The sequence below is a fragment of the Magnetospira thiophila genome (assembly GCF_054657015.1).
This window is the reverse complement of sequence record NZ_BAAHXF010000001.1, coordinates 920,149-944,517: the sequence shown is the minus strand read 5'-3', so window position 1 is coordinate 944,517 and position 24,369 is coordinate 920,149. Positions and strand designations below refer to the sequence as shown.

The 24,369-nt window shown below is 62.5% G+C and carries 21 protein-coding genes; 14 read left to right on the top strand and 7 right to left on the bottom strand.

The genetic code is table 11. From position 1 onward, the window contains the following. Positions 1 to 35: 35 nt before the first annotated feature. The 4 genes from ACYQ1P_RS04610 to ACYQ1P_RS04595 all read right to left on the bottom strand — a co-directional run bounded on the left by ACYQ1P_RS04610 (position 36) and on the right by ACYQ1P_RS04595 (position 6,268). On the bottom strand, positions 36 to 3,149 hold the full coding sequence (locus ACYQ1P_RS04610) for an Ig-like domain-containing protein (protein ID WP_460019171.1): 3,114 nt from the start codon (positions 3,147 to 3,149) through the stop codon (positions 36 to 38). A gap of 139 nt (positions 3,150 to 3,288) precedes the next feature. After that, a complete protein-coding gene (gene hslO / locus ACYQ1P_RS04605; RefSeq protein WP_460019170.1) occupies positions 3,289 to 4,170 on the bottom strand; it encodes an Hsp33 family molecular chaperone HslO in 882 nt (293 codons plus the stop codon). Beyond that, positions 4,167 to 5,075, bottom strand: coding sequence for an ornithine carbamoyltransferase (argF, locus tag ACYQ1P_RS04600; RefSeq protein WP_460019169.1), 909 nt, complete (start codon positions 5,073 to 5,075; stop codon positions 4,167 to 4,169). Before argF ends, hslO begins: the two co-directional genes overlap by 4 nt. Further along, positions 5,072 to 6,268 (bottom strand): aspartate aminotransferase family protein, encoded by a 1,197-nt coding sequence (locus ACYQ1P_RS04595; RefSeq protein WP_460019168.1) that lies wholly within the window; start codon positions 6,266 to 6,268, stop codon positions 5,072 to 5,074. Before ACYQ1P_RS04595 ends, argF begins: the two co-directional genes overlap by 4 nt. Before the next feature lie 177 nt (positions 6,269 to 6,445). Here ACYQ1P_RS04595 and ACYQ1P_RS04590 point away from each other — a divergent pair, with 177 nt between their 5' ends. Together ACYQ1P_RS04590 and ACYQ1P_RS04585 are read left to right on the top strand one after the other, a co-directional pair. Next, positions 6,446 to 8,485, top strand: coding sequence for a PAS domain-containing sensor histidine kinase (locus ACYQ1P_RS04590; RefSeq protein ID WP_460019167.1), 2,040 nt, complete (start codon positions 6,446 to 6,448; stop codon positions 8,483 to 8,485). Positions 8,486 to 8,520: 35 nt separating this feature from the next. Beyond that, on the top strand, positions 8,521 to 8,856 hold the full coding sequence (locus ACYQ1P_RS04585) for a hypothetical protein (RefSeq protein ID WP_460019166.1): 336 nt from the start codon (positions 8,521 to 8,523) through the stop codon (positions 8,854 to 8,856). On the opposite strand, the gene ACYQ1P_RS04580 is transcribed toward ACYQ1P_RS04585, so the two are convergent. Both ACYQ1P_RS04580 and ACYQ1P_RS04575 read right to left on the bottom strand, forming a co-directional pair. Then, positions 8,857 to 9,837, bottom strand: a complete 981-nt coding sequence (locus tag ACYQ1P_RS04580) for an alpha/beta hydrolase (RefSeq protein ID WP_460019165.1) — start codon at positions 9,835 to 9,837, stop codon at positions 8,857 to 8,859. Position 9,838: 1 nt separating this feature from the next. Beyond that, positions 9,839 to 10,786, bottom strand: a complete 948-nt coding sequence (locus ACYQ1P_RS04575; RefSeq protein WP_460019164.1) for an ABC transporter ATP-binding protein — start codon at positions 10,784 to 10,786, stop codon at positions 9,839 to 9,841. 86 nt (positions 10,787 to 10,872) lie between these two features. Between ACYQ1P_RS04575 and ACYQ1P_RS04570 the strand changes: the two genes are divergently transcribed. The 6 genes from ACYQ1P_RS04570 (at position 10,873) to ACYQ1P_RS04545 (ending at position 18,662) form a co-directional block, all read left to right on the top strand. Further along, on the top strand, positions 10,873 to 11,061 hold the full coding sequence (locus ACYQ1P_RS04570) for a zinc-finger domain-containing protein (RefSeq protein ID WP_460019163.1): 189 nt from the start codon (positions 10,873 to 10,875) through the stop codon (positions 11,059 to 11,061). Positions 11,062 to 11,069: 8 nt separating this feature from the next. Further along, positions 11,070 to 13,832 carry a DNA polymerase I gene (gene polA / locus ACYQ1P_RS04565; protein WP_460019162.1) on the top strand — a complete coding sequence of 921 codons (2,763 nt, stop codon included), beginning with the start codon at positions 11,070 to 11,072 and terminating at the stop codon, positions 13,830 to 13,832. Then, complete coding sequence (cobO, locus tag ACYQ1P_RS04560) at positions 13,832 to 14,422, top strand: cob(I)yrinic acid a,c-diamide adenosyltransferase (RefSeq protein WP_460019161.1); 591 nt, start codon at positions 13,832 to 13,834, stop codon at positions 14,420 to 14,422. Before polA ends, cobO begins: the two co-directional genes overlap by 1 nt. Positions 14,423 to 14,436: 14 nt before the next feature. Further along, on the top strand, positions 14,437 to 15,879 hold the full coding sequence (locus ACYQ1P_RS04555; protein ID WP_460020132.1) for a cobyric acid synthase: 1,443 nt from the start codon (positions 14,437 to 14,439) through the stop codon (positions 15,877 to 15,879). A 117-nt stretch (positions 15,880 to 15,996) separates the two neighbouring features. After that, positions 15,997 to 18,423, top strand: a complete 2,427-nt coding sequence (locus ACYQ1P_RS04550; protein WP_460019160.1) for a sensor domain-containing protein — start codon at positions 15,997 to 15,999, stop codon at positions 18,421 to 18,423. Positions 18,424 to 18,446: 23 nt separating this feature from the next. Then, positions 18,447 to 18,662 carry a hypothetical protein gene (locus tag ACYQ1P_RS04545; protein ID WP_460019159.1) on the top strand — a complete coding sequence of 72 codons (216 nt, stop codon included), beginning with the start codon at positions 18,447 to 18,449 and terminating at the stop codon, positions 18,660 to 18,662. 1 nt (position 18,663) lies between these two features. On the opposite strand, the gene ACYQ1P_RS04540 is transcribed toward ACYQ1P_RS04545, so the two are convergent. Then, complete coding sequence (locus ACYQ1P_RS04540; protein WP_460019158.1) at positions 18,664 to 19,170, bottom strand: invasion associated locus B family protein; 507 nt, start codon at positions 19,168 to 19,170, stop codon at positions 18,664 to 18,666. A gap of 294 nt (positions 19,171 to 19,464) precedes the next feature. Between ACYQ1P_RS04540 and ccmA the strand changes: the two genes are divergently transcribed. The 6 genes from ccmA to ACYQ1P_RS04510 all read left to right on the top strand — a co-directional run bounded on the left by ccmA (position 19,465) and on the right by ACYQ1P_RS04510 (position 24,358). Further along, a complete protein-coding gene (gene ccmA, locus ACYQ1P_RS04535) occupies positions 19,465 to 20,196 on the top strand; it encodes a heme ABC exporter ATP-binding protein CcmA (protein WP_460019157.1) in 732 nt (243 codons plus the stop codon). After that, positions 20,193 to 20,858 (top strand): heme exporter protein CcmB, encoded by a 666-nt coding sequence (gene ccmB / locus ACYQ1P_RS04530; RefSeq protein WP_460019156.1) that lies wholly within the window; start codon positions 20,193 to 20,195, stop codon positions 20,856 to 20,858. Before ccmA ends, ccmB begins: the two co-directional genes overlap by 4 nt. A 97-nt stretch (positions 20,859 to 20,955) precedes the next feature. Further along, complete coding sequence (locus ACYQ1P_RS04525) at positions 20,956 to 21,675, top strand: heme ABC transporter permease (RefSeq protein ID WP_460019155.1); 720 nt, start codon at positions 20,956 to 20,958, stop codon at positions 21,673 to 21,675. Positions 21,676 to 21,693: 18 nt separating this feature from the next. Then, positions 21,694 to 21,891 carry a heme exporter protein CcmD gene (gene ccmD, locus ACYQ1P_RS04520; protein ID WP_460019154.1) on the top strand — a complete coding sequence of 66 codons (198 nt, stop codon included), beginning with the start codon at positions 21,694 to 21,696 and terminating at the stop codon, positions 21,889 to 21,891. Beyond that, entirely contained in the window at positions 21,881 to 22,360 is a 480-nt protein-coding gene (ccmE, locus tag ACYQ1P_RS04515; RefSeq protein WP_460019153.1) for a cytochrome c maturation protein CcmE, read from the top strand. Before ccmD ends, ccmE begins: the two co-directional genes overlap by 11 nt. A 42-nt stretch (positions 22,361 to 22,402) precedes the next feature. Next, on the top strand, positions 22,403 to 24,358 hold the full coding sequence (locus tag ACYQ1P_RS04510; protein ID WP_460019152.1) for a heme lyase CcmF/NrfE family subunit: 1,956 nt from the start codon (positions 22,403 to 22,405) through the stop codon (positions 24,356 to 24,358). Positions 24,359 to 24,369: the final 11 nt, after the last annotated feature.

Here is a 24,369-nt window from a genome sequence, read left to right as displayed (position 1 = left end):
ACCCATGGTGCCACGTTCGTGGTCCGGAAACAAGATCAGCCCCATTCGATTCCTTCAATGCCGTTGAAGGTCAAGACCTCGCCGGTATCCAGGTCGGTCACCGTGCCATTGGTGCCTGCGGTGAAATTATGAACATCCTGATCCGAGTTGTTGGGGTCGATGGTGAAAGTCTCGCCGCCCTCGGTTTGGATCTCCCAGCCGCTGGCATCGGCGCCCTTGCTCGATGCATCCAGATGGACGATGTCGGTCCAATCACTGCCGCCATAGACGGAGTCGTTGCCGCCACCGGCACCCCAAATAAAGGTATCGTCGCCATCGCCACCATAAAGGCGGTCATTCCCTTCGCCGCCAATCAACACATCGTCCCCGGCGTTGCCGTACAGGTTGTCGTTGCCCGCGCCGCCGATAATGGTGTCGGCATCCGCCGAGCCCCGAATGGTGTCATGCCCGGCCCCGCCGTCGATGGCCTCGACGCCGACCAGGGTGGTGTTGGAGAAGTCCAGGGTGTTGTTGCCCGACGAGCCCATGATGGTGTCGGTACCGTCCCCGGCGTCAATGGTCTCCACGGTGCGGCTGTCGCCGAAGTGGTCGGTGGTGATGATGTCGTCGCCGGAGGTGGCCACAACGGTATCCTCGCCGTCGCCGCCGGAGAAGCGGTCCCAACCGTCCTCGGAATTGACCAGGAACACATCGTCCCCGGCGTTGCCGTACAGGTTGTCGTTGCCCGCGCCGCCGATAATGGTGTCGGCATCCGCCGAGCCCCGAATGGTGTCATGCCCGGCCCCGCCGTCGATGGCCTCGACGCCGACCAGGGTGGTGTTGGAGAAGTCCAGGGTGTTGTTGCCCGACGAGCCCATGATGGTGTCGGTGCCGTCCCCGGCGTCGATGGTCTCCACGGTGCGGCTGTCGCCGAAGTGGTCGGTGGTGATGATGTCGTCGCCGGAGGTGGCCACAACGGTATCCTCGCCGTCGCCGCCGGAGAAGCGGTCCCAGCCGTCCTCGGAATTGACCAGGAACACATCGTCCCCGGCGTTGCCGTACAGGTTGTCGTTGCCCGCGCCGCCGATAATGGTGTCGGCATCCGCCGAGCCCCGAATGGTGTCATGCCCGGCCCCGCCGTCGATGGCCTCGACGCCGACCAGGGTGGTGTTGGAGAAGTCCAGGGTGTTGTTGCCCGACGAGCCCATGATGGTGTCGGTGCCGTCCCCGGCGTCGATGGTCTCCACGGTGCGGCTGTCGCCGAAGTGGTCGGTGGTGATGATGTCGTCGCCGGAGGTGGCCACAACGGTATCCTCGCCGTCGCCACCGGAGAAGCGGTCCCAGCCGTCCTCGGAATTGACCAGGAACACATCGTCCCCGGCGTTGCCGTACAGGTTGTCGTTGCCCGCGCCGCCGATGATGGTGTCGGCATCCGCCGAGCCCCGAATGGTGTCATGCCCGGCCCCGCCGTCGATGGCCTCGACGCCGACCAGGGTGGTATTGGAGAAGTCCAGGGTGTTGTTGCCCGACGAGCCCATGATGGTGTCGGTGCCGTCCCCGGCGTCGATGGTCTCCACGGTGCGGCTGTCGCCGAAGTGGTCGGTGGTGATGATGTCGTCGCCGGAGGTGGCCACAACGGTATCCTCGCCGTCGCCGCCGGAGAAGCGGTCCCAGCCGTCCTCGGAATTGACCAGGAACACATCGTCCCCGGCGTTGCCGTACAGGTTGTCGTTGCCCGCGCCGCCGATAATGGTGTCGGCATCCGCCGAGCCCCGAATGGTGTCATGCCCGGCCCCGCCGTCGATGGCCTCGACGCCGACCAGGGTGGTGTTGGAGAAGTCCAGGGTGTTGTTGCCCGACGAGCCCATGATGGTGTCGGTACCGTCCCCGGCGTCAATGGTCTCCACGGTGCGGCTGTCGCCGAAGTGGTCGGTGGTGATGATGTCGTCGCCGGAGGTGGCCACAACGGTATCCTCGCCGTCGCCGCCGGAGAAGCGGTCCCAGCCGTCCTCGGAATTGACCAGGAACACATCATCCCCGGCGTTGCCGTACAGGTTGTCGTTGCCCGCGCCGCCGATAATGGTGTCGTTCAGGCTGCCGCCCTGTACCGTATCGTGGCCGCCTAGAGCATCATAGATCTTGCTTTCCCCATAGTCGGCGTCCGCTGTTTCCAGATTGACATTGTTGTTGCCGTTGGTGAACAGGGATGAGTCGATCACCGGGGCGTCATTGCTGCCGGTGACCGTGACGTTAGCGGTGGCCGTGCTGGTGCCGCCCTGACCGTCGGAGATGGTGTAGGTGATCTCGACCTGCGCCGTTTCGCCATCGCCCAGGCTCTGATAGGCGTCGCCCGGATCGTAGCTCAGGGTGCCGTCGTCGTTGATGGTCACCGTTCCGCTGCCGTTGGTGATTTCCGCCGCAGCGATGCTCAGGCTGTCTCCATCCACGTCCGAATCGTTGCTCAGAACGTTCAGAGTGACGCTGCTGTCCTCGGAGGTGCTGCCCGTATCGGCAACCGCCACCGGGCCGTGGTTGACGTCCACTTCGGCGAGCAACACGTCGTTTTCCCCGTCGAGGGTCAGTGTGACCGTCGTGGTTTCGCCATTCAGGTCCGATAGCAGGATCTGGAAGTCTTCGTTCACAGCGTTGAGGGTCACACCTTCGACGGGGAGAAATTGGTAGTCGCCATTCTGGAAGACAATCAGTTGGCCGCTGTTGGTTTCGATGTGAACGAATTCCCGTCCCTGATCATCCGTTTGCACATGCTGCGGTTCGTCGAATGCCACCCGGGTGCCCTGGAAGGCGATTTCCTGCACCCGCACTTCCGGGGCGTCGCCGGTTTGATCCAGTCGATCGGACAGCAAATGGCCGGTGAAGCCGGTTGGCCCAATGTCGGTGCCGTCTATCTGAATGGAGTCTGCAGCGCCGACCACGGCTCCCCCCTGCTCAATGGCTTCCTGGGTCTGCCTTTGGGTCGACTGCACATTGCCCATGGTGGTGAGGTCTTCATCCTCGCCGGTGGGTTGGCGCACCAGATCCTGCTCCTCGGCCTCGTCCAGACTCTGGCTGGTCATATCGTTCCAAAGGGCAGGGTCTTGATCTTCGGTACCGGGGCCATGACGCGGGGCGTCGTCGTCCTGGTCCAGATCGTCAATCATGCGCTCGGCCATATCCGTCTCCTGATTCCCAATAATGCGCGCGTCGCTCCTGAGTGAGCGTGCATTCATTATGCGATCAGATAGTACTTGAATATGTGATCTAGGTCACATTTGTTGCTATTTCGTAATGAATTTTATGTAATTCGATCCACTAGATCGGAGAAAACAGGTCCGCCACCTCCTGGGCATCGAAGTCATACACGGTCTGGCAGAATTCGCAGGTCACGTCCAGGTGACCGTCCACCACCATCTGGGCCACTTCGTCCTGGGGAAAAGCCCGCAGGGTGGTCACCACCTTTTCCCGCGAACAGCGGCAGCGAAACCGCAGCGGGCGAGGGTCATACACCCGCACGCCGTCTTCGAAATACAGGCGCAGCAACAGGTCCGGGGCGGTCAACGTGCTGTCGAGCAGTTCCGCCGGGCGGGCGCTGGAGGCCAGGATGACCCCGCGCCGCCAGTTTTCTTCCGCCTCGTCCGGGTCCTCCTTGGGGGCGAGGGGCAGTCGCTGGATCATCAGGCCCCCGGCGCGTTGGCCGTCGCTGGCCAGCAGCAGGGCCGTTTCGAGCTGTTCGGACTTGCGGAAATAGGTCTGGGCACATTCGGCCAGGGTGGCGCCTTCCAGTTCGATCAGCCCCTGATAGCGCTCACTGTCTGATCCCAGATCGACGGTGAAGGCCATGTGTCCGGCCCCGAGCAGACGCGGCACTTCCTCGCCCTGGGGCAGGTGCGGCAGGGAAGACAGACGGTCCACATCGAAACGGGCGTAGCCGCGCAGGTCGCCACTGGAGGTCACGTCGATCACGAGCAGGGAAACCGGGCCGTCACCGCGTATTTGCAGGCTGAATAGGCCGTCGTATTTGAGCGACGAGGCGAGCAGCGCCGCCAAGGCTGCGGCCTGTCCGACCAATTCGGAGACCGCTTGCGGGTAATGTTGTTTTGCCAACAGGTCTTGCACCGCCGGACCGAGCCGGACCAGCCGCCCGCGCAGGCCGCAGGGTTCGACCTGGAACGGCTGAATGAGATCGTCAATCATCGGTCGAGGCACCAGGCAAGGACGCCCTTTTGCGCATGCAGGCGGTTTTCCGCCTCGTCCCAGACCACCGACCAGGGGCCGTCGATCACCCCCTCGGTGACCTCCTCGCCGCGATGGGCCGGCAGGCAATGCAGGAACAGGGCATCGGCCTTGGCCAGGGTCATCAGGTCTTCATTGACCTGGAACGGCTTGAGCCGCCGGTGACGCAGATCTTCATCCGCATCGCCCATGGAGACCCAGGTATCGGTGACCACGCAATCGGCCCCGCGCACGGCGGTGGCCGGATCATCGGTGACGACGATTTCGGCCCCCTGAGCCCGCGCCCATTGCACCACCTTCGGGTTGGGCGAAAGCTCCGGCGGGCAGGCCAGTCGCAGGGTGAATTGGAACCGGGCCGCCGCCTGGATGAAGGAATCGGCCACGTTGTTGCCGTCGCCGCACCAGGCAACGATCTGCCCGGCGATGTCGCCCCGATGTTCCTCAATGGTCATCACGTCGGCCATCAACTGGCAGGGGTGCGAAGCATCGGTCAGGCCGTTGATCACCGGCACCGTGGCATGGCTGGCCAACTCGATCAGCTTGGCCGGATCGTTGGTGCGAATCATGATCACATCCACATAGCGTGACAGGACCCGTGCCGTGTCGGCCACCGTTTCGCCGCGCCCCAGTTGGGTGGTGGTGTCGTCCATGATTACCGTGTTGCCGCCCAGTTGGTGGGCCGCCACCTCGAACGAAACCCGGGTGCGGGTCGAGGGCTTTTCGAAAATCATCGCCAGGGTGCGGCCCTCCAGCGGCAGGTCCATGCGGGCCCCGGTCTTGTAGGCGCGTCCGATGTCCAGAATGGTGCGCAAGGTTTCGCTGTCCAACTGGTCCAGATCGAGAAAGTGTTTCAGCGTCGGGCTCATGCCGTTTGCTCCTCTGCAATCCCGCGACAGACCGTCGCGAGTATGGAAAGTGCCGCGTCGATTTCATCCGCGCCGATGATCAGCGGCGGCAACAGTCGCACCACGTTGTCGCCCGCCGGAACCAGCAGCAGTCCCTGAGCGCGGGCCTTGGTGATAAAGTCGGCGGGGGTCACCGTGGGAACGCATTGCAGCCCCCGCATCAGCCCCATGCCACGGGTCTCGGCGAGCACAGTGGGATAGGCGGCCTTCAAGGCATCCAAGCCCTGGCCCAGTTTTTCTCCCATGGCTTCGACCCGGGCCAGGAATCCGTCTTCGGTCAACACATCAAGCACCGCGTTGGCCACCGCCATGGCCAACGGATTGCCGCCATAGGTGCTGCCGTGGGAGCCCGGAGTCATGCCGACGGCGGCTTTCTCGTTGGCCAGACAGGCCCCGACCGGGAATCCGCCACCCAGCCCCTTGGCCACCGCCATGACGTCGGGGGCGATGTCGGCCCATTCATGGGCGAACAGCCGCCCGGTGCGCCCGACCCCGCATTGCACTTCGTCGAACATCAGCAACAGACCGAACTCGTCGGCTGCCGCGCGCAGGCCGCGCAGGAAATCCAGGGTCGCAGCATGAATGCCGCCCTCGCCCTGGATGGGCTCGACCAGAATGGCCGCCGTTTGCGGCCCGATGGCGGCGCGCAGTTCATTCAGGTTGCCGAAAGGCACATGGTCGAAGCCCTCCACCGCCGGACCGAAGCCGTCGAGCATCTTTTGTTGTCCGCCCGCCGCGATGGTGGCCAGGGTGCGCCCATGAAAGGCACCGCTACAGCAGATGATGCGGTATTTTTCCGGATGGCCGGTCGCCGAATGGTATTTGCGCGCCATCTTGATCGCGCATTCCACCGCCTCGGCTCCGGAATTGGCGAAGAAGGCGGTATCGGCAAAGGTCCGTTCGACCAGCCGGGCGGCCAGTTTCTCCTGTCCGGCGACTCGGTACAAATTGGAGCAATGCCACAGCTTGGCCGCCTGCTCGGTCAGCGCCTGGACCATATGGGGATGGGCGTGGCCCAGCGCATTCACCGCCACCCCGGCGGCGAAATCCAGGTAGCGTTTCCCATCGGTGTCGAACAACCAGCATCCCTCGCCCCGCTCGAACACAATGTCGGTGCGGGAATAGGTCGGCATCACAACCGGAATCTTCGCCATTTTCCCCAAGCTCCGCGTCGAAAAAACGCGGAGTATCCTTTTCGTCCCCCCCGCTGTCAATCGTCGTGATTGTGAATTTCTTGGGAAAAAAGAATTTCCACGTCTCGGCGGAAGAAGAAAAGTGCATTATACTTTGTGACAATGGCGTCCTTTGATCGCTCGGGAGCCTCGCATCAGATGATCAGTTCCCCGCTTTTGATCCTTTGCGCCGTGCTGACGGCAATCGTTCTGGCCCTGCTCTGGAAACTGCGGGGCCTGAGCCGTCAGGCCACGGATTTACAGGAAGAGGCCCGGCGGGTCCGGGCCATGGTCGCCGTCGCCTCGGAAGGTTTCTGGGTGATTGATCCAAAGACCCGGGTGACCCTCGATGTCAACGACGCCCTCTCCGCCATGCTCGGCTACGGCAAGGAGGAGATGCTCGGACGGACGCCCCTGGAATTCACCGATGCGGCCAATGCCGCCATTTTCAAGTCCCAGACGGCAAAAATCAGCGACACGGATCATCGCACCTACGAAGTTACCCTGACCCGCAAGGACGGCGCGCAACTGCCGACCATGTTCAACGCTACCACCCTGCGTGACGCGGCGAACAATCCGGTGGCCGCCTTTGCCTTCGTCACCGACCTCACCTTGATCAAGGCCACCGAGGCGGAACTGCGGGAGATCAAGGAGACCCTGGAGCGGCGCATCGCCGACCGGACGGCCTGGCTTCAGAAAAGCGAGGAACGGTTTCGCAACCTGTATGAATTGGCCCCTCTGCCCTATCAGTCGCTCGATGAGAGTGGACAGATCATCGAAGTCAACGAAGCCTGGCTGAATTTTCTGGGCTATCGCCGGGCCGAGGTGATCGGTCATCCGATCCTCGACTTTCTGGCCCCCGAGCAGGATCATCTCTTGAAGGAGCGGTTGCCGCTGTTTTTGGAACAGGGGGAGATTCACGGCGTGGAATTCGATTTCCGCAACCGGGCAGGGGCCATCCGCACGGTCTCCATCGAGGGTCAGGTCGGCTACGGGACCGATGGCGGGGTGCGTCAGACCCACTGCATCCTGACCGATGTGACGGCGCGGCGACAGGCGGAGCGTGACCTGCGCAGAAGCGAAGCCAAGTACCGCCGACTGGTGGAAGAGATCGAGAGCGAATACTTCCTTTATTCGCACAACCCGGAGGGTGTGACCGATTATGTCAGCCCTTCGGTTACCCAGATGCTGGGCTATACCCAGGAAGCGTTTTGCGGTCCCTATACGAAGTACATGACCGACAACCCGATCAATATCCAGGCCAAGGCCCATACCCGTCAAAGCCTGGCCGGGGTCAAACAGCCCGCCTACGAGGTGGAGATTCGGCACAACAACGGCAGCCCCCGCATGCTGGAAGTTTCCGAAAGCCCGGTCCGCAACGAGGCCGGACAGGTGATATCAGTGGAGGGAATCGCCCATGACATCACCCAGCAGAAAGAGGCCGAAGCCAAGATCCTGCGCACGGTCGAGGAATTGACCCAGTCCAATATCGAGTTGGAGCGGTTCGCCTATGTGGCCTCCCACGATCTTCAAGAACCGCTGCGCGCCATTGTCAGCTTTTCCCAATTGCTGCTTCAGAAACATGGCGACTGCCTGGATGGCGAGGCGGAGGAGTACCTGAATTTCATCGCCGACGGGGCGAAACGGATGAACACCCTGGTGCAGGGATTGCTGCAATATTCCCGCCTGTCGGCGCGCGCCGAACCCTTCGGGACAGTACGGATCGCGGAGGTCCTGGAGATCGTGCGGCGCAACTTGCGCGAAAGTCTGGTCGAGTCGGGGGCCGAAATCGTCGTCGGTGACCTGCCCGAGATCAGGGCCGACAGTTTGCAGATCAGCATGTTGCTGCAAAACCTGATCAGCAATGCCATCAAGTACCGCCATTCGGAGCGGAGGTTGATAATTACCCTGTCCGTGGAACGGCTGGCGGACGTCTGGCGGTTTACCGTGGCCGACAACGGCATCGGCATCGAGGAACGCTTTTTCACGCGCATTTTCGAAATCTTCCGGCGGCTGCATTCGCCCGCCCATTATCCGGGAACCGGTATCGGTCTGTCCCTGTGCAAGCGCATTGTCGAACGGCACGGCGGGACCATCTGGGTCGAGTCCGAACCCGGCGTCGGCAGCAGCTTCCTGTTTGATCTGCCGCATCATCCGAAAGCGGCGTCGCCCTTGCCTGGGCAACCGCAGAACGGTTAGTCTGCCGACAGGACGTTCTTCCAGGAGGTTACTTCTTGAAATATCTCGTTGTCGCCCTGTTGCTCGCCGCCGCTCCCGCCCTGGCGCAGGAAGCCGCCTGCCCCGAAGACCTGCGCCTGTTCAGCGGCGAGGTCTTTGATCTGGGATCGACGCTTGATCAGATGGCCGAGACGGGCCTGATCGACGATCCAGAATATCGGACCTGGCTTGCCTGGCTCACCGAACGCAACGGCAGCCAGCGCGGCATTCTGGAGAGCGCCCCCGCCGAGACCTGCATTGACCGGGGCCGCGAGGCTTGGCATTCCCTGGATGACCTGCGCGAATTCATCGCCCAGCGCCGCAATGGCGTCCGACCCATGCAGATGCGATAATCATTCCGGCAACTGGAGCCGCGCCCGCAGGTCCGCCGCCGAGGGCAGCGGCTGCGCGGGATCGTCGATCCAGGCGAGGATATCCTGCCACACCAATGCCGCCTGAAGATCGCGCAGCAACATGTGATAGCCGCTGTCGTAAAGCGCGATGGTCTGCCGCTCCCGCGCCGCCGGGGGCAGCGTGGCGGCGAGCCGGGCAAAGGGTTTGCCGGGAATGATCTCGTCGCGATTGCCATAAAGGATCAAGGCCCGGTTGGCGAACTGCGGCACGGCATCCAGGGCCGCATCCATCAGGTTGGCCAGCCCCCAGATGGCGTCGATGCGGGTTTCCTTGATGATCAGGGGGTCGCGGGCCAGGGCCTTGAGCATCTCCACATTGTCCGACGGCCAGATATTCAGGCCCCGTCCGCTGACCGGCAGCCAGGGCAGGGTATGGGCTCCCAGCCATAACGCCCAACGCTGATAGAACGGCCAGGTCGAGCGCGCCCAGACCGCCGGAGCGGCCAGAATCACCCCCTCCACCGGGGGCGCGTCGGGGGCACTCAGGGCAACTAGGCTCACCGCCCCGCCCATGCTCTCGCCGAGCACGTAGAGGGGCAAGTTGGGATAGGGGGCACGCAGAGCCTTGATCACCTCGCGCAGGTCCCGGGCATAGGCCGCAACCCCGGCCCAGGAGCCAGGACGGGCCGTCGCTCCAAAGCCCCGCTGATCATAGGCCAGACAGAGAAGGCCCCGTTCAGCCAAAAAAGCACCGGGCGCGTCGAAGAAGTTGGAATAATCGTTGAACCCGTGCAGCGCCAGCACCACTGCCCGGGGCGGTCCCTCGGGGACCCAACGGCGCAGCGGCAGAGTCGCGCCATCGGAGGCAATGAAGGCGGTGTCGCTCAGGCGGGGCGGTTGCATGGGGTCACCGGGCGGGATCAAGCGCGGCGCGCAGGCGGCGAGCAGCAGGGACAACAGCACGCCCGCGCCCCATTTCATTTCAATCGCCGCCGGTGAGGCTGAGGAAAATATCCTCCAGGTCCGCCTCGTGGGTCGACAGATCGACCACCGTCAGCCCGGCCTGACGGATGGATTCCAGGATCTGGCCGCCGTTGGTGGTGCTCGGCGGATAGGAAAACAACAGCCGGTTGGGGGCGGTCTGCTCCACGTGATACGCGGCCAGACTGTCGGGCAGGGTGGCGAGGTCGTCGGCCAGGGTCACCGTCAGTTGCTTGGCGTCCATGCGCTTGAGCAGATCAGCGGTGGATTCGCAGGCGATCAGCTTGCCGCGATCAATCACCGCGATGCGGTCGCAAAGATTTTCCGCCTCTTCCAGATAATGGGTGGTGAGCAGGATGGTGGTGCCTTGCTGATTCAGCCGCTTGATGGTCGCCCAGAGCTGTTGGCGCAGTTGTACGTCGACCCCGGCGGTGGGTTCGTCGAGCACCAGGATCGGCGGGCTGTGAACCATCGCCTTGGCCACCAATAGCCGTCGGCGCATGCCGCCGGACAGGGTGCGGGCATAGGCGTCGGCCTTGTCGGCGAGGCCCACGGTTTCCAGAATTTCCAGGGTGCGGCGCTGCTTCTTCGGCACCCCATAGAGCCCGGCATAGAGATCGAGCAACTCGCGGGGGCTGAAAAACGGGTCGATGTTCAGTTCCTGCGGCACGATGCCGATGGCCGACCGGGCGGCGCGCATCTCGGTCTCGATATGGTGCCCCCAGATGCGCGCCTCGCCGGAGGTCCGCAGCACCAACCCGGCCAGAATATTGATCAGGGTCGATTTGCCCGCCCCGTTGGGTCCCAACAGGCCGAAAAACGAGCCCCGGGGAATGGTCAGCGAGACATGATCCAACGCAGGCTTGGGGGCTTTGCCCTTGGCCTTATAGGTTTTGCACAGGTCAATGGTCTCGATGGCGTTGTCGGGTGGGGCGGCAAAAGCGCTCATGGAGTCGGAACCGGTTGATTGTCGGGCGGCAATCGGTATCATCCCGCCATTGCGCCGGTCAACGTTCGCGTTCGAAGGAATCCCCCATGAGCATCAACAATACCGCCACCCATGCCACCGAGGTCACATCCCAGGTCACCACCTGCAACGGCGGCGGCGGGGCCTTGGGCCATCCCGCCGTTTATCTGCACCTGGATGAGCATGGCCAGGCCGTGTGTCCCTACTGCTCCCATCATTTCGTGCTCAAGGCCGGGGCCAAGTCGGGCGGACATTGATCCCGCCGATGACCGGTTCCCCCCCCAAGCACGTCTTTCTGGTCGACGGCTCCGGCTTCATTTTCCGGGCCTTTCACGGCCTGCCGATGATGACTCGCAACGACGGCACGCCGGTCAATGCGGTCTACGGCTTCGCCACCATGTTGATGAAGCTGCTCGACGATACCGACGCCGACCATATCGCGATTATTTTTGATAAGGCCCGCAAGACCTTTCGCAGCGACATCTATCCCGACTACAAGGCCCATCGCCCGCCGCCGCCCGAGGAACTGGTCCCGCAGTTCGATTTGATTCGGCAGTTGGTCGAGGCGTTCAACGTCCCGGCGGTCGATCACGAGGGTTTCGAGGCCGACGACATCATCGCCACCTATGCCCGGCTCGCCGTGGCCGAGGGGGCCGACGTGACCATCGTCTCCTCGGACAAGGATCTGATGCAGTTGGTCGGCGACCGGGTGACCATGTATGACGCCATGAAAAACCGCGTCATCGGCCCGGAACAGGTGCGCGAAAAGTTCGGCGTTGGTCCGGAAAAGGTGGTCGAGGTGCAGGCCCTGGCCGGGGATTCCTCGGACAACGTGCCCGGAGTCGAAGGCATCGGCATCAAGACGGCGGCACAGTTGATCCTCGAATATGGTGATTTGGAAACCCTGCTCGACCGGGCGGGGGAGATCAAGCAACCCAAGCGCCGGGAAAAATTGACCACCCAGGCCGACCGGGCGCGCATTTCGCGGCAACTGGTGACCCTGCGCGATGACGTGCCGGTGCCCCGGCCGCTGAGTGATTTCGTGGTCAAACGGCCCGATCCCCACCGCCTGCTGGGGTTCATCCAGGAGCAGAATTTCAAGTCCCTGATGGCCAAGATCGAGGGCCGTCTGACCGCCAATGGCGACATGGAGCGGGACGCCGCCGCCGAGGCCACCCAGGCGGCGCGGGATTACGAACTGGTGCGCGACCTGGATCATCTGCGCGACTGGGTGGAGACCGCCACAATGCAGGGATTTCTGGCGGTGGACACCGAGACTACCGGCCTTGATCCCCTGCGTGCCGAACTGGTCGGGGTCTCGCTGGCCCTGGCCCCCGGTCGCGCCTGCTACATCCCGCTGGCCCATCGCGCGGCGGAGGATCAGAACGATTTGTTCAGCGAGAGCGGTCCGGCGACCCTGCCCGATCAAATCCCACTGCCCGAGGCCCTGGCCCTGCTCAAGCCGTTGCTGGAAGATCCGGCGGTGCTTAAGATCGGCCAGAATCTGAAATACGACATGCAGATTCTGCATCGCCACGGCGTGGATATCGCCCCCTTCGACGATACCATGCTGCTGTCCTTTGTGCTCGAAGGCGGCCTGCACGGCCACGGCATGGACGAACTGGCGCAATTGCATCTGGGGCTGCAAACCATCAAATTCTCCGAAGTGGCGGGAAGCGGCAAGAAGCAGATCACCTTCGACCGGGTGCCCCTGGACGAGGCCCTGGACTACGCCGCCGAGGATGCCGACGTCACCCTGCGCCTGCATCAACTGCTCAAGCCGCGACTGGTGGCGGAAAAGCTCTGTACCGTCTATGAGACCCTGGAGCGGCCCCTGGTGCCGGTTCTGCGGACCATGGAGGCCGAGGGGATACGGGTGGATGCGGCGCTGCTCAAGGAACTGTCAGCCGATTTCAGCGCCCGCCTGGGCGACCTGGAACTGGAGATCCATCGGCTGGCCGGGCGGGAGTTCAATGTGGGTTCGCCGAAACAGCTGGGCGAGATCCTGTTCGACGAAATGAGCCTGCCGGGGGGCAAAAAAGGCAAGACCGGGGCCTATGTGACCGGAGCTTCGGTGCTCGACGATCTGGCCGCCGCCGGGCATGACCTGCCGGCCCGGGTGCTCGACTGGCGGCAACTGGCAAAGTTGAAAAGCACCTACACCGACGCCTTGTTGGAGCAGATCAATCCGGCCACCGGGCGGGTCCATACCAGCTTCCTGCAAACCGGCGCCGCCACCGGACGGCTGTCGTCCAGCGATCCCAATTTGCAGAACATTCCGATCCGCACCGAAGAGGGCCGCAAGCTGCGCAAGGCCTTCATCGCCGAGCCGGGCCATGTCTTGCTGTCGGCGGATTATTCACAGATCGAACTGCGGCTGCTGGCCCATGTGGCGGATATCGGGTCGCTCAAACAGGCCTTCCACGAGGGCACGGATATCCACGCCCTGACCGCCTCGCAGGTGTTCGGGGTGCCGGTGGCGGGCATGGACCCGATGATTCGGCGCAATGCCAAGGCGATCAATTTCGGCATTATCTACGGTATCTCGGCGTTCGGTCTGGCCCGTCAGTTGGGCATCTCCAACGGCGAGGCCAAGGACTATATCGACGCCTATTTCAAGCAGTATCCGGGCATCCGCGCCTATATGGAGGCCACCAAGAAATTCGCTGCCACCCATGGCTATGTGGAGACCTTGTTCGGGCGCCGGGTGCATGTGCGCGGGATCAATGAAAAGAACCCCAATGCCCGGGGCTTCGCCGAACGGGCGGCGATCAACGCGCCGATCCAGGGCGGGGCCGCCGATATCATCAAGCGGGCGATGATTCGTCTGCCGGGGGCGCTGACCGAGGCGGGATTACAAACCAAGATGCTGCTTCAGGTGCATGACGAGTTGGTGCTCGAAGTGCCCGAGACGGAAACCGCAGCCGCCACCCAGGTGGTGCGGCGGGTGATGGAAGGGGCGGCGCAGTTGAGCGTGCCGCTGGTGGTGGATGCGGGCACCGGGCCCACTTGGGCGGAGGCACATTGATGACCGAACACGCCGAACGGATGGCCAAGAAAAAGGCCAATCGCGACAAAATGATGGCCAAAAAAACCGGCGAGAAAGGCCTGCTGATCGTCCATACGGGACCGGGCAAGGGCAAATCCTCCGCCGCTTTCGGCATGGTGCTGCGCTGTGTCGGTCACGGCATGAAGGCCGGGGTGATCCAGTTCATCAAGGGCGCCTGGGACACCGCCGAACGACGGGTGTTCGACAGTTTCGGCGAGCAGGTCACCTTTAAGGCTATGGGCGAGGGCTTCACCTGGGAGACCCAGGACCGCGAGCGCGATCTGGCGGCGGCGGCGCGGGCCTGGACGGCGGCCCAGGAGATGATTTCCGACCCGGCCTATCGCATGGTGGTGCTGGATGAACTGAATGTGGCGCTGAAATACGAATTGGTGGATCTGGCCGAGGTGTTGGCGGTACTGGCCGCCCGCCCCGCCGACACTCATGTGGTGATCACCGGGCGCGGTGCTCCCGACGACTTGATCGAGGCGGCGGATCTGGTGACCGAGATGAAGCTGATCAAGCATCCCTTCAAGCAGGGTATCAAGGCCCAGCAGGGCGTGGAATTCTGATCTTGCGGGCGCTGATGCTGCAAGGCACCGGTTCCGACGTGGGCAAGTCGCTGCTCACTGCCGGACTGTGCCGGGCCTTCACCCGCCGGGGTCTGGTGGTGCGTCCGTTCAAGCCGCAGAACATGTCCAACAATGCCGCCGTGACCATCGACGGCGGCGAGATCGGTCGCGCCCAGGCGTTGCAGGCGCGGGCTTGCGGCGTCGCCCCGCACAGCCGCATGAACCCGGTGCTGCTGAAGCCGCAAACCGATGTGGGGGCGCAGGTGGTGGTCAACGGCAAGGTCTGGGGCAATGCCACGGCGCGGGATTATCACGCCCTGAAACCGCAATTGCTGCCGCAGGTGTTGGCGAGCTTCCACCACTTGTCTGCCGAGGCCGATCTGGTGCTGGTGGAAGGCGCGGGCAGTGCCGCCGAGGTCAACCTGCGCGAGGCGGATATCGCCAATATGGGTTTCGCCATGGCCGCACATGTGCCGGTGCTGCTGGTCGCCGATATCGACCGAGGCGGAGTGATTGCCTCGGTAGTCGGTACCCATGCTCTGTTGTCCGAGGCCGAACGCCGCCTGTTGAAGGGTTACGTGATCAACCGCTTTCGCGGCGATGTGAGTCTGTTCACCCCGGCTATCGAGATCATGGCCCAACGGACCGGCTTGGACTGTTTTGGCGTCGTGCCTTTTCTCCACGCGGCGGCGCGGCTGCCCAAGGAAGATGCCATGGCGCTGGACAATGCCCCGCCGTCCCGGAGCGCAGGAACGATTCATATCGCCATCCCACGGCTGTCGCGTATTGCCAATTTCGATGATTTCGATCCGCTGGCGGCGGAGCCTGACGTTCGGCTGAGTCTGATCGCCCCCGGCGAAGCACTGCCCGGGGATGCGGATTTGATCATCCTGCCCGGCACCAAGGCGACCATTGCCGACCTTCAGTTTCTGCGCGCCCAGGGCTGGGATATCGACATATCGGCCCATCTGCGGCGCGGCGGGCGGCTGCTCGGCATCTGCGGCGGCTATCAGATGCTGGGCAAACGCATCACCGACCCGGAGGGGCGCGAAGGGGAGATGCGGGAAATCGACGGGTTGGGTTGGCTCGACGTGACGACGGTTATCGGCGGCGACAAGGCGCTGCGTTCGGTGCGTGGCCGCACGCCGAACGGCGCGGCGCTCTCCGGCTATGAGATGCATCTGGGCCAAACCATCGGCCCGGATACCGCGCGGCCCCTGCTGACCCTCGACGACGGGCGGGCGGAAGGGGCGCAATCCGCCGATGGCCGGGTGGCGGGCTGCTATCTGCATGGTCTGTTCAACCAGGATGACTATCGCCGCGCCTTCCTGGGCGACCTGCACCCCGGGCGAACCTCGCCCCTGTCCTTCGACGACAGCATCGAGACGGCCCTGGATTCCCTGGCCGACCACCTGGAGGCGCATATGGATCTGGAGCGCGTATTGACGGTTTGCTGAGGGGCTGCGCGTGCGACCGGAGTTGCGAGGCCTTGTCAATTGGCATGATTTACCTATATTTAGTCTCAGAAATCTTTTCATGAATGTGGGCCACGTCTACCCGCCGGGGGACACCGCGTGCTGTCTGTTTCCCATCCGCTTATCCTGGACTCCCATGCTGAACTGCGCGACGTGCTGTTCAATGCCATGGCGGATGGGGTCATGGTCGCCAACGACAAGGGGGTGATTCTCGACTGCAATCCGGCCTTTCATCTTCGTCTGGGCTATACGCGGGAAGAAATGATCGGATATCGGGTCACCGATCTGGATCCCCCGGAGTACGCCGCCCTGGTGCCCCAGAGATTCGCCCAGATTCTCGCCAACGGGCAGGCCACCTTCGAGACCGCCCACTATCGCAAGGACGGCACGGTGATGCCGGTCGAACTGACCAGCCATCATTGCCAGGTCGGCGGTGATACGGTGTTTTTCGCCATTGTTCGCGACTTGACCGAACGCAAGAAACTGGAAAGCCAGCTCCGGGAAAGTTTTCAGACCTACGAGGCGGCGATCAATACGCCAGCCATGGGATTCTGGGTGCTCGACATGCAGGGCAACCTGTTGGAGGCCAACGACGCCTACGCGCGACAATCGGGCTACAGCCGCGAGGAACTGCGCGGCATGGCAATTCCTGACCTGGATCCGATGGAAACGCCGGAGGAAACCCGTCAACGCATCGAGCATGTCAAAACCGTTGGCTACGACCGTTTCCGTAAGCTGCAACGGCGCAAGGACGGCAGCCTGTGGCCGGTCGAGGTGGTGACCTCCTATTCGCCGGTTCATGGGGGTCGGTTTTTCGTGTTTTTCGAGGATATCAGCGAAAAACTGCACCAGGAAAATCAGCGGAAACTGTCAGAGTTGGTGTTCGATTCCATCGAGCAGGCGGTTGTCGTTTCCGATGCCGACAATCGAATCATCTCAATCAATCCGGCGGCCACCCGCATCACCGGCTATAGCTTCGAGGACGTGGTGGGCAAGAACCCGAAAATTTTCTCCTCGGGTCGCCATGACAAGACATTTTATCGGGAGATGTGGACGTCGTTGACCGAAACCGGGCGCTGGGAGGGCGAGATCTGGGATCGGCGCAAGGACGGCGCGGCCTATCTGAAATGGATGAGCATCAATACGATCTTGGACGATTCAGGGGCGATCAAACAGTATGTGTCGGTATTTTCCGATATCACCGAGCGCAAAAGAGCCGAACAGATCATCTGGAACCAGGCCAACTTCGATCAACTGACCGGTCTGGCGAACCGGGTCCACTTCCGCGATCAAATCCGTCAAAAATTGAACCAGGATAAGCGGCGCGGGCAGGCGTTTGCCGTTCTGTATCTCGATCTGGACGGGTTCAAGGACGTCAACGACTTGCTGGGCCATGCCGGTGGGGATCTCCTGTTGATGGAGGTGGCCAACCGTCTTCGGCAGCGGGTCCGCAACTCGGATACCGTCGCCCGGTTGGGTGGCGATGAGTTCACCATGCTGGTGGGCGATATCGCCAACCCGGATCAGGTGGGCTCCCTGGCCGAGGAAATCCTGACCGCCCTGAGAGAACCGGTGTTCATTGACGGCAGCGAGATTCGAATCGGCGGCAGTATCGGCGTCGCCTTCTATCCCAATGACGGCGACAGCGTCGACGCGATTTTCAAACATGCCGATATTGCCATGTATCAGGCGAAACAGGCGGGCCGCAATACCTTCAAATTTTTCCATCCGGACATGAACGCCAGCGCCTTGAATCGGCTGGCGCTGATTCGAGATCTTCACGATGCCCTGGAATCGCAGACCTTCCAAATCCACTATCAGCCGATTTTCCGGCTCGCTGACGGGGGCATGATCGGCATGGAGGCGCTGATTCGTTGGCCGAGGTTCGGCAAGGAGATGACGCCGCCGTCGGCATTCATCCCCCATGCGGAGGAGGCCGGGCTGATCCATGCCATCGGGCAATGGGTCTTGGATGAAGCCTGCCGTCAGGCCAGCGGGTGGCGGAGCCGGTTCGGTCGGGATTTGAAGCTCTCCATTAATTTATCGGCCAAGCAGTTGTACGAACCCGGCCTCGTCGCACAGATTCTCGAAACCCTCGCGGCCCGGGATTGGCCGCCCCACTTGCTGGAGCTGGAGGTCACCGAAGGCATATTGATGCATGATGTGGAACAGGCCATCACGGTGATGCAGCGCTTGCAGCAACAAGGCATTTCCATCGCCATCGACGACTTTGGGACGGGCTATTCCTCGTTCAACTACCTGAAGCGCTTCCCGATCAATACCCTGAAGATCGACCGCTCGTTCGTCTACGACCTGACCACCACCACCGAGGATGCGGCCATTTGCTGTTCCATCGTGACCCTGGCCAAGAGCCTACGTCTGGATGTGGTGGCGGAAGGGGTTGAAACCGCGGAACAGGAAGCCTTTCTCAAGGCGACGGGGTGTCTGGCGGCGCAAGGGTACCACCTCGCCCGACCAATGCCTGCCGATCAATTGGAGCACCTGTTGCTTGAAAGCTCAACCTGACACATTGTGCATTGGGGGGGCATATGAACAGGTTGTGGATAGGCCGGGCACTGATCCTGTTGCTCGTCGCCGTGGCGGTCGGGCTCGTGGCCGTCCCCATCGTCAAGGGGCAGTATCTGGAAGCCGTCGCCCTGAGTGGTGTCGTTTCCGTCTTGGCCTGGTTCTTTGTGCAGGGCAGGGAGGCGCGTGCGCGCAAGCCGTCCGATCAGCAGGAGTCAAAAGAAGAAAGGGAGCGCTAGCCTACAATCCACAGGCCTTCCTGGAGGCGATATGGGCCGCCGTAAAGCCATTGAGGGAGTAGGTATCCACCGTCTCGGTGCCGCGCGAGGAGATGCCGCGCACCACCATTTCGGTCCCGGCGCGCATGGCCCGGACCAGCGACTGGTCGGTTTTGACGTCCCGCGCCCAGGCGGAATCGTCGGCGGTGAACAAAGTGAAGGTATCGTTGCCGATGGTGACCGTCACTTCGCTGCGGGTCTTGAAGGTGTAGCCCGCCACGAACTGCACCACGTCATACTGGTCGTCCCCCGGCTGTTGCGCCACCCAGGCATGGACATCGCCGCGTTTTTCATAATCGCCTTCGGATTTGCTCGGCACCGAGCCCATGTAGCAGACTTTTTCCTTGCCGCTGCCACTGGCGAAGACGCTCCAGGCCTTGAAGGTCTCGATCAAATCGTCCACGCCTGCCCGGGTGGGGGCGGCGGCCAGGATCAACAAAACGGCGGACAGCAGGAATATTCTGAGCATCTGGTTCTCGATGTTGGTCGGAGTCAGGCGGGGCTCGGGAGGTGATTATTGCGCAGTAAAATTCCCTGACAAGGGAAATTAATGATGACGGTGCCCCGGTCTGGCCCCGATCCTTCCTCATTTCCGCCACATTTAACTGCTTGAATTGGGAACTGAGAGATCCTCCTCCCACCCTACCTCTGGGAGGTTCCCTTCCTCTCATGCCCCCAAGCTGGCTATTTTGCCAGTTATTCGGCGGCCGAGGTTCCCCCCGCCTCGGTCGCCGTTCGTTTTTATGCTTTTTCAGTTGGGGGAATGAGGGGCCTTTGCTATACGGACGGACAGCCCATCCCTGGAGACCCTATGTCCCTGTTTTCCGGCACCGACCTGACCTGCATACGTGGCGAGAACCTGGTGTTCGCCAAATTGCGCTTTGCCGTGCAAGCGGGGGACGGGTTGCTGCTCATCGGTCCCAACGGCTCGGGCAAGTCCAGCCTGTTGCGGGTGCTGGCCGGATTGCTCAAACCGGCGGCCGGGATGTTGGCCTGGAACGGCGAGTCGGTGCACGACGAGCCGGACGAGCATCATGGGCGCCTGCACTATGTGGGCCATCACGACTGCATCAAGCCGGTGCTGACGGTGCGCGAGAATATCGCCTTCTGGGCCTCCTTGCGCAACGCGCCTGGGGATGTGGAAACGCGCATCGAAATGGCCTTCGACATGTTCGACATCGGCCATCTGCGCGATGTGCCGGGACGCTATCTATCGGCCGGACAGCGGCGCCGGGCCAATCTAGCGCGCATCATCGCCGCGCCGGCCCCCCTGTGGCTGCTCGACGAACCGACCACGGCCCTGGACAAGGCCTCCATCGCCAAACTGGAAAAATCCATCGCCAGCCATCGGGCGGGCGGCGGTATCGTCATCGTCTCAACCCATCAGGATATTGGACTCGAAAACGCCACGGTGCTCGATATGGCGCGGTTTTCGGCCCGTCTGGCCCCGGGCTGGCACATGGACCTGGACGACGAGGAGTTAGCCGAGGCATGAGCGGATTCTGGATCATCGTCCGACGCGATCTGCGGCTGGCCCTGCGTCAGGGCTCCGACAGCATGATGGTGGTGATGTTTTTTGTCCTCACCTGCATCCTGTTTCCGTTCGGCGTCGGCCCGGAACCCAACATCCTGGCGCGCATCGCCCCCGGCGTGATCTGGGTGGCGGCGCTGCTGGCCTCCATGTTGTCCCTGGAGCGCCTGTTCCTCACCGACTACGAGGACGGCTCACTGGAATTGCTGGGCACCTCGCCCCTTCCGTTGGAATTCATCGTCCTGGCCAAGATCACCGCCCATTGGCTGACCACCGGCCTGCCGCTGATCATCGCCACGCCGCTGCTGGCCGTTTTGCTGAACATGCACGAAGCCGGATTCTGGGTGCTGGTGGCCGCCCTGGCGCTGGGCACCCCGACCCTCAGTCTAATCGGCGCGATCGGCGCGGCGCTCATTCTCGGGGCGCGACGGGGCGGGGTCTTGTTGTCGCTGTTGGTGCTGCCGTTGTATATTCCGGTGCTGATTTTTGGTGTCAGCGCGGTTGATGCAGTGGTCGGCGGTTTCGCAGCCAAGACCCAATTGCTGATCCTGGCCGGCATGCTGGTGGTCTCCATTCCCCTGGCCCCGTTCGCCGCCTCGGCGGCCTTGCGTCAGGCATTGGAATAACAACCCTGGTCGGCTAAGACTGGTACCAAAGGCCCAAAGAGGCTATGACTCGAAACCCGCGCCAAGCCCCCGGCGGGTCGGACGACAGGAAGGACATATGTACAAGTACGCCAATCCCAACCAGTTCATGAAGCTGTCCAAGGTCTTGCTGCCCTGGACGGCGGTCGTGGCCGTGCTCACCACCCTTGCCGGGATCTGGTACGCGCTGATCGATTCTCCGCCCGATTATCAGCAGGGAGAAACGGTGCGAATCATGTATCTGCATGTGCCCGCCGCCTGGATGTCGCTGTTTTGCTATGTGGTGATGGCTGTTTCGGCGGGTGTCGGGGCGATCTGGAAGCATCCGGTGGGCGATGTGGCGGCCAAGGCCACCGCCCCTATCGGTGCCGCCTTCACCCTGATCACCCTGATCACCGGATCGTTCTGGGGCAAGCCCATGTGGGGGGTCTGGTGGGTGTGGGATGCCCGGCTGACCGCCGAGCTGGTGCTGCTGTTCCTGTATCTGGGCTACATGGCGCTGATTTATGCCTTCGACGACCCGACCCGGGGCATGAAGGCGGGCGCGGTGCTGGCCCTGGTCGGCATCATCAACGTGCCGATCATCAAGTTTTCGGTCGATTGGTGGAACACCATGCATCAGCCCGCCAGTGTCGTAAAAATGGGCGGGCCGGCCATCGACGGCTCGATGTTGATCCCGCTGTTCATCATGGCGGTGGCCTTCAAGGCCTATTATGTGTTCGTGCTGCTGTTGCGCATGCGGGCCGAGATCACCGCCAGCAAGGTGCGCGCGCTGCGCCTGCGTCAGGTGCACGGATAAAGCCGGAGGATCAAGAGCATGCAATCATTTCTCGATTGGGCGGCGATGGGCGGCTATGGCGGCTATATCTGGCCCTGTTATGTGGTGGCCGCGGTGATTCTGGTGGCCGTGCTGATTCAGAGCATTAAGACGGCGCGGACCCAGGAAACGACCCTGGAGACCCTGCGCCAAACCGTAAGGATTCAAGCACAAGGAGAGTCAGAGGGTGAAGCGTAAGCACAAACGTTTGACATTCGTCCTGATCGGGTTGAGCGCCGTCGCTGTCGCCGCCGGTTTGATGCTATCGGCCTTCGAGGACGGCATCGTCTATTTCTATTCACCGACCCAAATGACGGAGAAGGAACTCCCCAGTGACCGCCGCCTGCGTCTCGGTGGGCTGGTCGAGGAAGGCAGCGTGGTCCGCGAGGAGGGGGTGACCCATGTGACCTTCAGGGTCACCGATCTGAATTCCTCCATTCCGGTGGTCTATAACGGCATTCTGCCCGACCTGTTCCGCGAGGGTCAGGGCGTGGTCGCCGAGGGCTATCTGGCCGATGGCCTGTTCACCGCCGAAGAGGTGTTGGCCAAGCACGATGAGAACTACATGCCGCCGGAAGTGGCCGAGGCGTTGAAGGCGTCGGGCAAGTGGGACAAGATCAAAGGGGCCATGAAGCACGAAGGTCCGCCTGCCGTTCCGGCCAATTAATCCGTTTCAGGTCCGCTTGGAAAACCTTGAAGGGTCCCATTCATGATTACCGAAATCGGTCACTTCGCTCTGATTCTCGCCCTTTGTGTCGCCGTGGTGCAGGGTAGTCTGCCGCTGATCGGGGCGCAGCGTAATAATGCCACTTGGATGGCCATCGCCGCCCCGGCGGCGCTGACCCAGTTGCTGTTGGTCCTGGTGTCTTTTGCCGCCCTGACCCATGCCTATGTGACCTCGGATTTCTCGGTGCTCAACGTGGCCCAGAACTCCCATACGGACAAGCCGATGCTGTACAAGATCAGCGGTGTGTGGGGCAATCACGAAGGCTCCATGCTGCTCTGGGTGACCATTCTGGCGCTGTTCGGCGGGGCGGTGGCCGCCTTTGGCCGTGCCCTGCCGCCGGGACTGAAGGCCCGGGCGCTGTCGGTGCAGGCCATGGTCTCGGTCGGTTTTCTGGCCTTCATCCTGTTCACCTCCAATCCCTTCGAGCGGCTGGTACCGCCGCCGTTCAACGGTCAGGGATTGAACCCGCTGTTGCAGGACCCGGGGCTGGCTTTCCATCCGCCGTTTCTCTATCTGGGCTACGTGGGTTTTTCCATGGCCTTCTCGTTCGCCATTGCGGCGCTGATCGAGGGCCGGGTGGATGCCGCCTGGGCGCGCTGGGTGCGTCCTTGGACCCTGGCTGCCTGGATTTTCCTGACCATCGGCATCGGCCTGGGCTCCTGGTGGGCCTACTATGAACTGGGCTGGGGCGGCTGGTGGTATTGGGACCCGGTGGAGAATGCGTCCTTTATGCCCTGGTTGGCGGGCACTGCGCTGCTGCATTCCTCCATGGTGGTGGAGAAACGCGACGGCCTGAAGGCCTGGACCATTTTCCTGGCCATCATTACTTTCGGCTTCAGTCTGCTCGGTACCTTCCTGGTGCGCTCGGGCGTGCTGTCCTCGGTGCATGCCTTTGCCAGCGACCCGGAACGCGGGGTGTTCATTCTCGGGCTGCTGCTGATCACGGTCGCCGGGTCGCTGGCCCTGTTTGCCTGGCGCGGACCGGGCATGAAGGCGGGCGGTCTGTTCCAGCCCATTTCCCGCGAGGGAAGCCTGTTGCTCAATAATCTGCTGATGAGCGTCGCCGCCGGAGCGGTGCTGTTGGGTACCCTGTTCCCGCTGATGGCCCAGGTGTTCGACTACAAGGTCTCGGTGGGACCGCCGTTCTTCAACGCGGTGTTCATTCCGCTGATGGTGCCGATGGTCGCCGCCATGGGAATCGGGCCGATGTTGTCGTGGAAGCGGGGCGATCTGATGCCCGCCTTGAAGCGATTGCGGCTGGCCCTGGTCGTTACCGTGATCGTGGTTGCCGTCACCGGAGTGATGGTCGGCGATGATACCCTGATGTCCATGCTCGGTCTGGGCATGGCGGCCTGGCTGGCGGTTGGCACGATCATCGAATTCGTCAATCGAACCGGCCTGCAAGTGAAGAAAATGATCCATATGCCGCGTTCCGCCTGGGGCATGACGGTAACCCACTTTGGGCTTGCCATCACCATTGCCGGGATGACCGGTGCCGGATTGTGGAAGGAAGAAAGCATCCAGGCCATGCAGCCGGGCGACGTGGCCATGGTTGGCGGTTATGAATTCACCCTCGACGGGGCGCGCACGGTGCCCGGTCCCAACTATACCGCTACTCAGGGCACTTTCACCGTGCGCCGCGACGGTGACAAAGTGGTGACGCTCTATCCAGAGAAGCGCATCTATCCGGTCGAAGGGCGACCGACCAGCGAGGCTGACATTTACACCATGGTCACCGGCGATCTGTATGCCGTCATCGGCGATCCGCAAGGCGACGGCTATGTGACGCGGCTGTATTGGAATCCGCTGGTGCCCTGGATGTGGGTCGGCGGACTGGTCATGGTTCTGGGCGGCATTCTCAGTCTCACCGACCGACGCTTCCGGATTGGCGCACCAACCCGCAGCCGTCTGCGTTCTTCGGCCCAAGCTGCGGAATAAGGAGGAGATTC

What these genes read in the sequence shown, in the direction of transcription:
- ACYQ1P_RS04570 (WP_460019163.1), top strand. Translation starts at nt 10,873, where the DNA reads ATGAGCATCAACAATACCGCCACCCATGCCACCGAGGTCACATCCCAG.
- ACYQ1P_RS04580 (WP_460019165.1), bottom strand. Translation starts at nt 9,837, where the DNA reads ATGAAATGGGGCGCGGGCGTGCTGTTGTCCCTGCTGCTCGCCGCCTGC.
- ACYQ1P_RS04590 (WP_460019167.1), top strand. Translation starts at nt 6,446, where the DNA reads ATGATCAGTTCCCCGCTTTTGATCCTTTGCGCCGTGCTGACGGCAATC.
- ACYQ1P_RS04575 (WP_460019164.1), bottom strand. Translation starts at nt 10,786, where the DNA reads ATGAGCGCTTTTGCCGCCCCACCCGACAACGCCATCGAGACCATTGAC.
- ACYQ1P_RS04510 (WP_460019152.1), top strand. Translation starts at nt 22,403, where the DNA reads ATGATTACCGAAATCGGTCACTTCGCTCTGATTCTCGCCCTTTGTGTC.
- argF (WP_460019169.1), bottom strand. Translation starts at nt 5,075, where the DNA reads ATGAGCCCGACGCTGAAACACTTTCTCGATCTGGACCAGTTGGACAGC.
- ACYQ1P_RS04595 (WP_460019168.1), bottom strand. Translation starts at nt 6,268, where the DNA reads ATGGCGAAGATTCCGGTTGTGATGCCGACCTATTCCCGCACCGACATT.
- ccmA (WP_460019157.1), top strand. Translation starts at nt 19,465, where the DNA reads ATGAGGGGCCTTTGCTATACGGACGGACAGCCCATCCCTGGAGACCCT.
- ACYQ1P_RS04540 (WP_460019158.1), bottom strand. Translation starts at nt 19,170, where the DNA reads ATGCTCAGAATATTCCTGCTGTCCGCCGTTTTGTTGATCCTGGCCGCC.
- ccmD (WP_460019154.1), top strand. Translation starts at nt 21,694, where the DNA reads ATGCAATCATTTCTCGATTGGGCGGCGATGGGCGGCTATGGCGGCTAT.
- cobO (WP_460019161.1), top strand. Translation starts at nt 13,832, where the DNA reads ATGACCGAACACGCCGAACGGATGGCCAAGAAAAAGGCCAATCGCGAC.
- ACYQ1P_RS04610 (WP_460019171.1), bottom strand. Translation starts at nt 3,149, where the DNA reads ATGGCCGAGCGCATGATTGACGATCTGGACCAGGACGACGACGCCCCG.
- polA (WP_460019162.1), top strand. Translation starts at nt 11,070, where the DNA reads ATGACCGGTTCCCCCCCCAAGCACGTCTTTCTGGTCGACGGCTCCGGC.
- ACYQ1P_RS04525 (WP_460019155.1), top strand. Translation starts at nt 20,956, where the DNA reads ATGTACAAGTACGCCAATCCCAACCAGTTCATGAAGCTGTCCAAGGTC.
- ACYQ1P_RS04545 (WP_460019159.1), top strand. Translation starts at nt 18,447, where the DNA reads ATGAACAGGTTGTGGATAGGCCGGGCACTGATCCTGTTGCTCGTCGCC.
- hslO (WP_460019170.1), bottom strand. Translation starts at nt 4,170, where the DNA reads ATGATTGACGATCTCATTCAGCCGTTCCAGGTCGAACCCTGCGGCCTG.
- ACYQ1P_RS04555 (WP_460020132.1), top strand. Translation starts at nt 14,437, where the DNA reads ATGCTGCAAGGCACCGGTTCCGACGTGGGCAAGTCGCTGCTCACTGCC.
- ccmB (WP_460019156.1), top strand. Translation starts at nt 20,193, where the DNA reads ATGAGCGGATTCTGGATCATCGTCCGACGCGATCTGCGGCTGGCCCTG.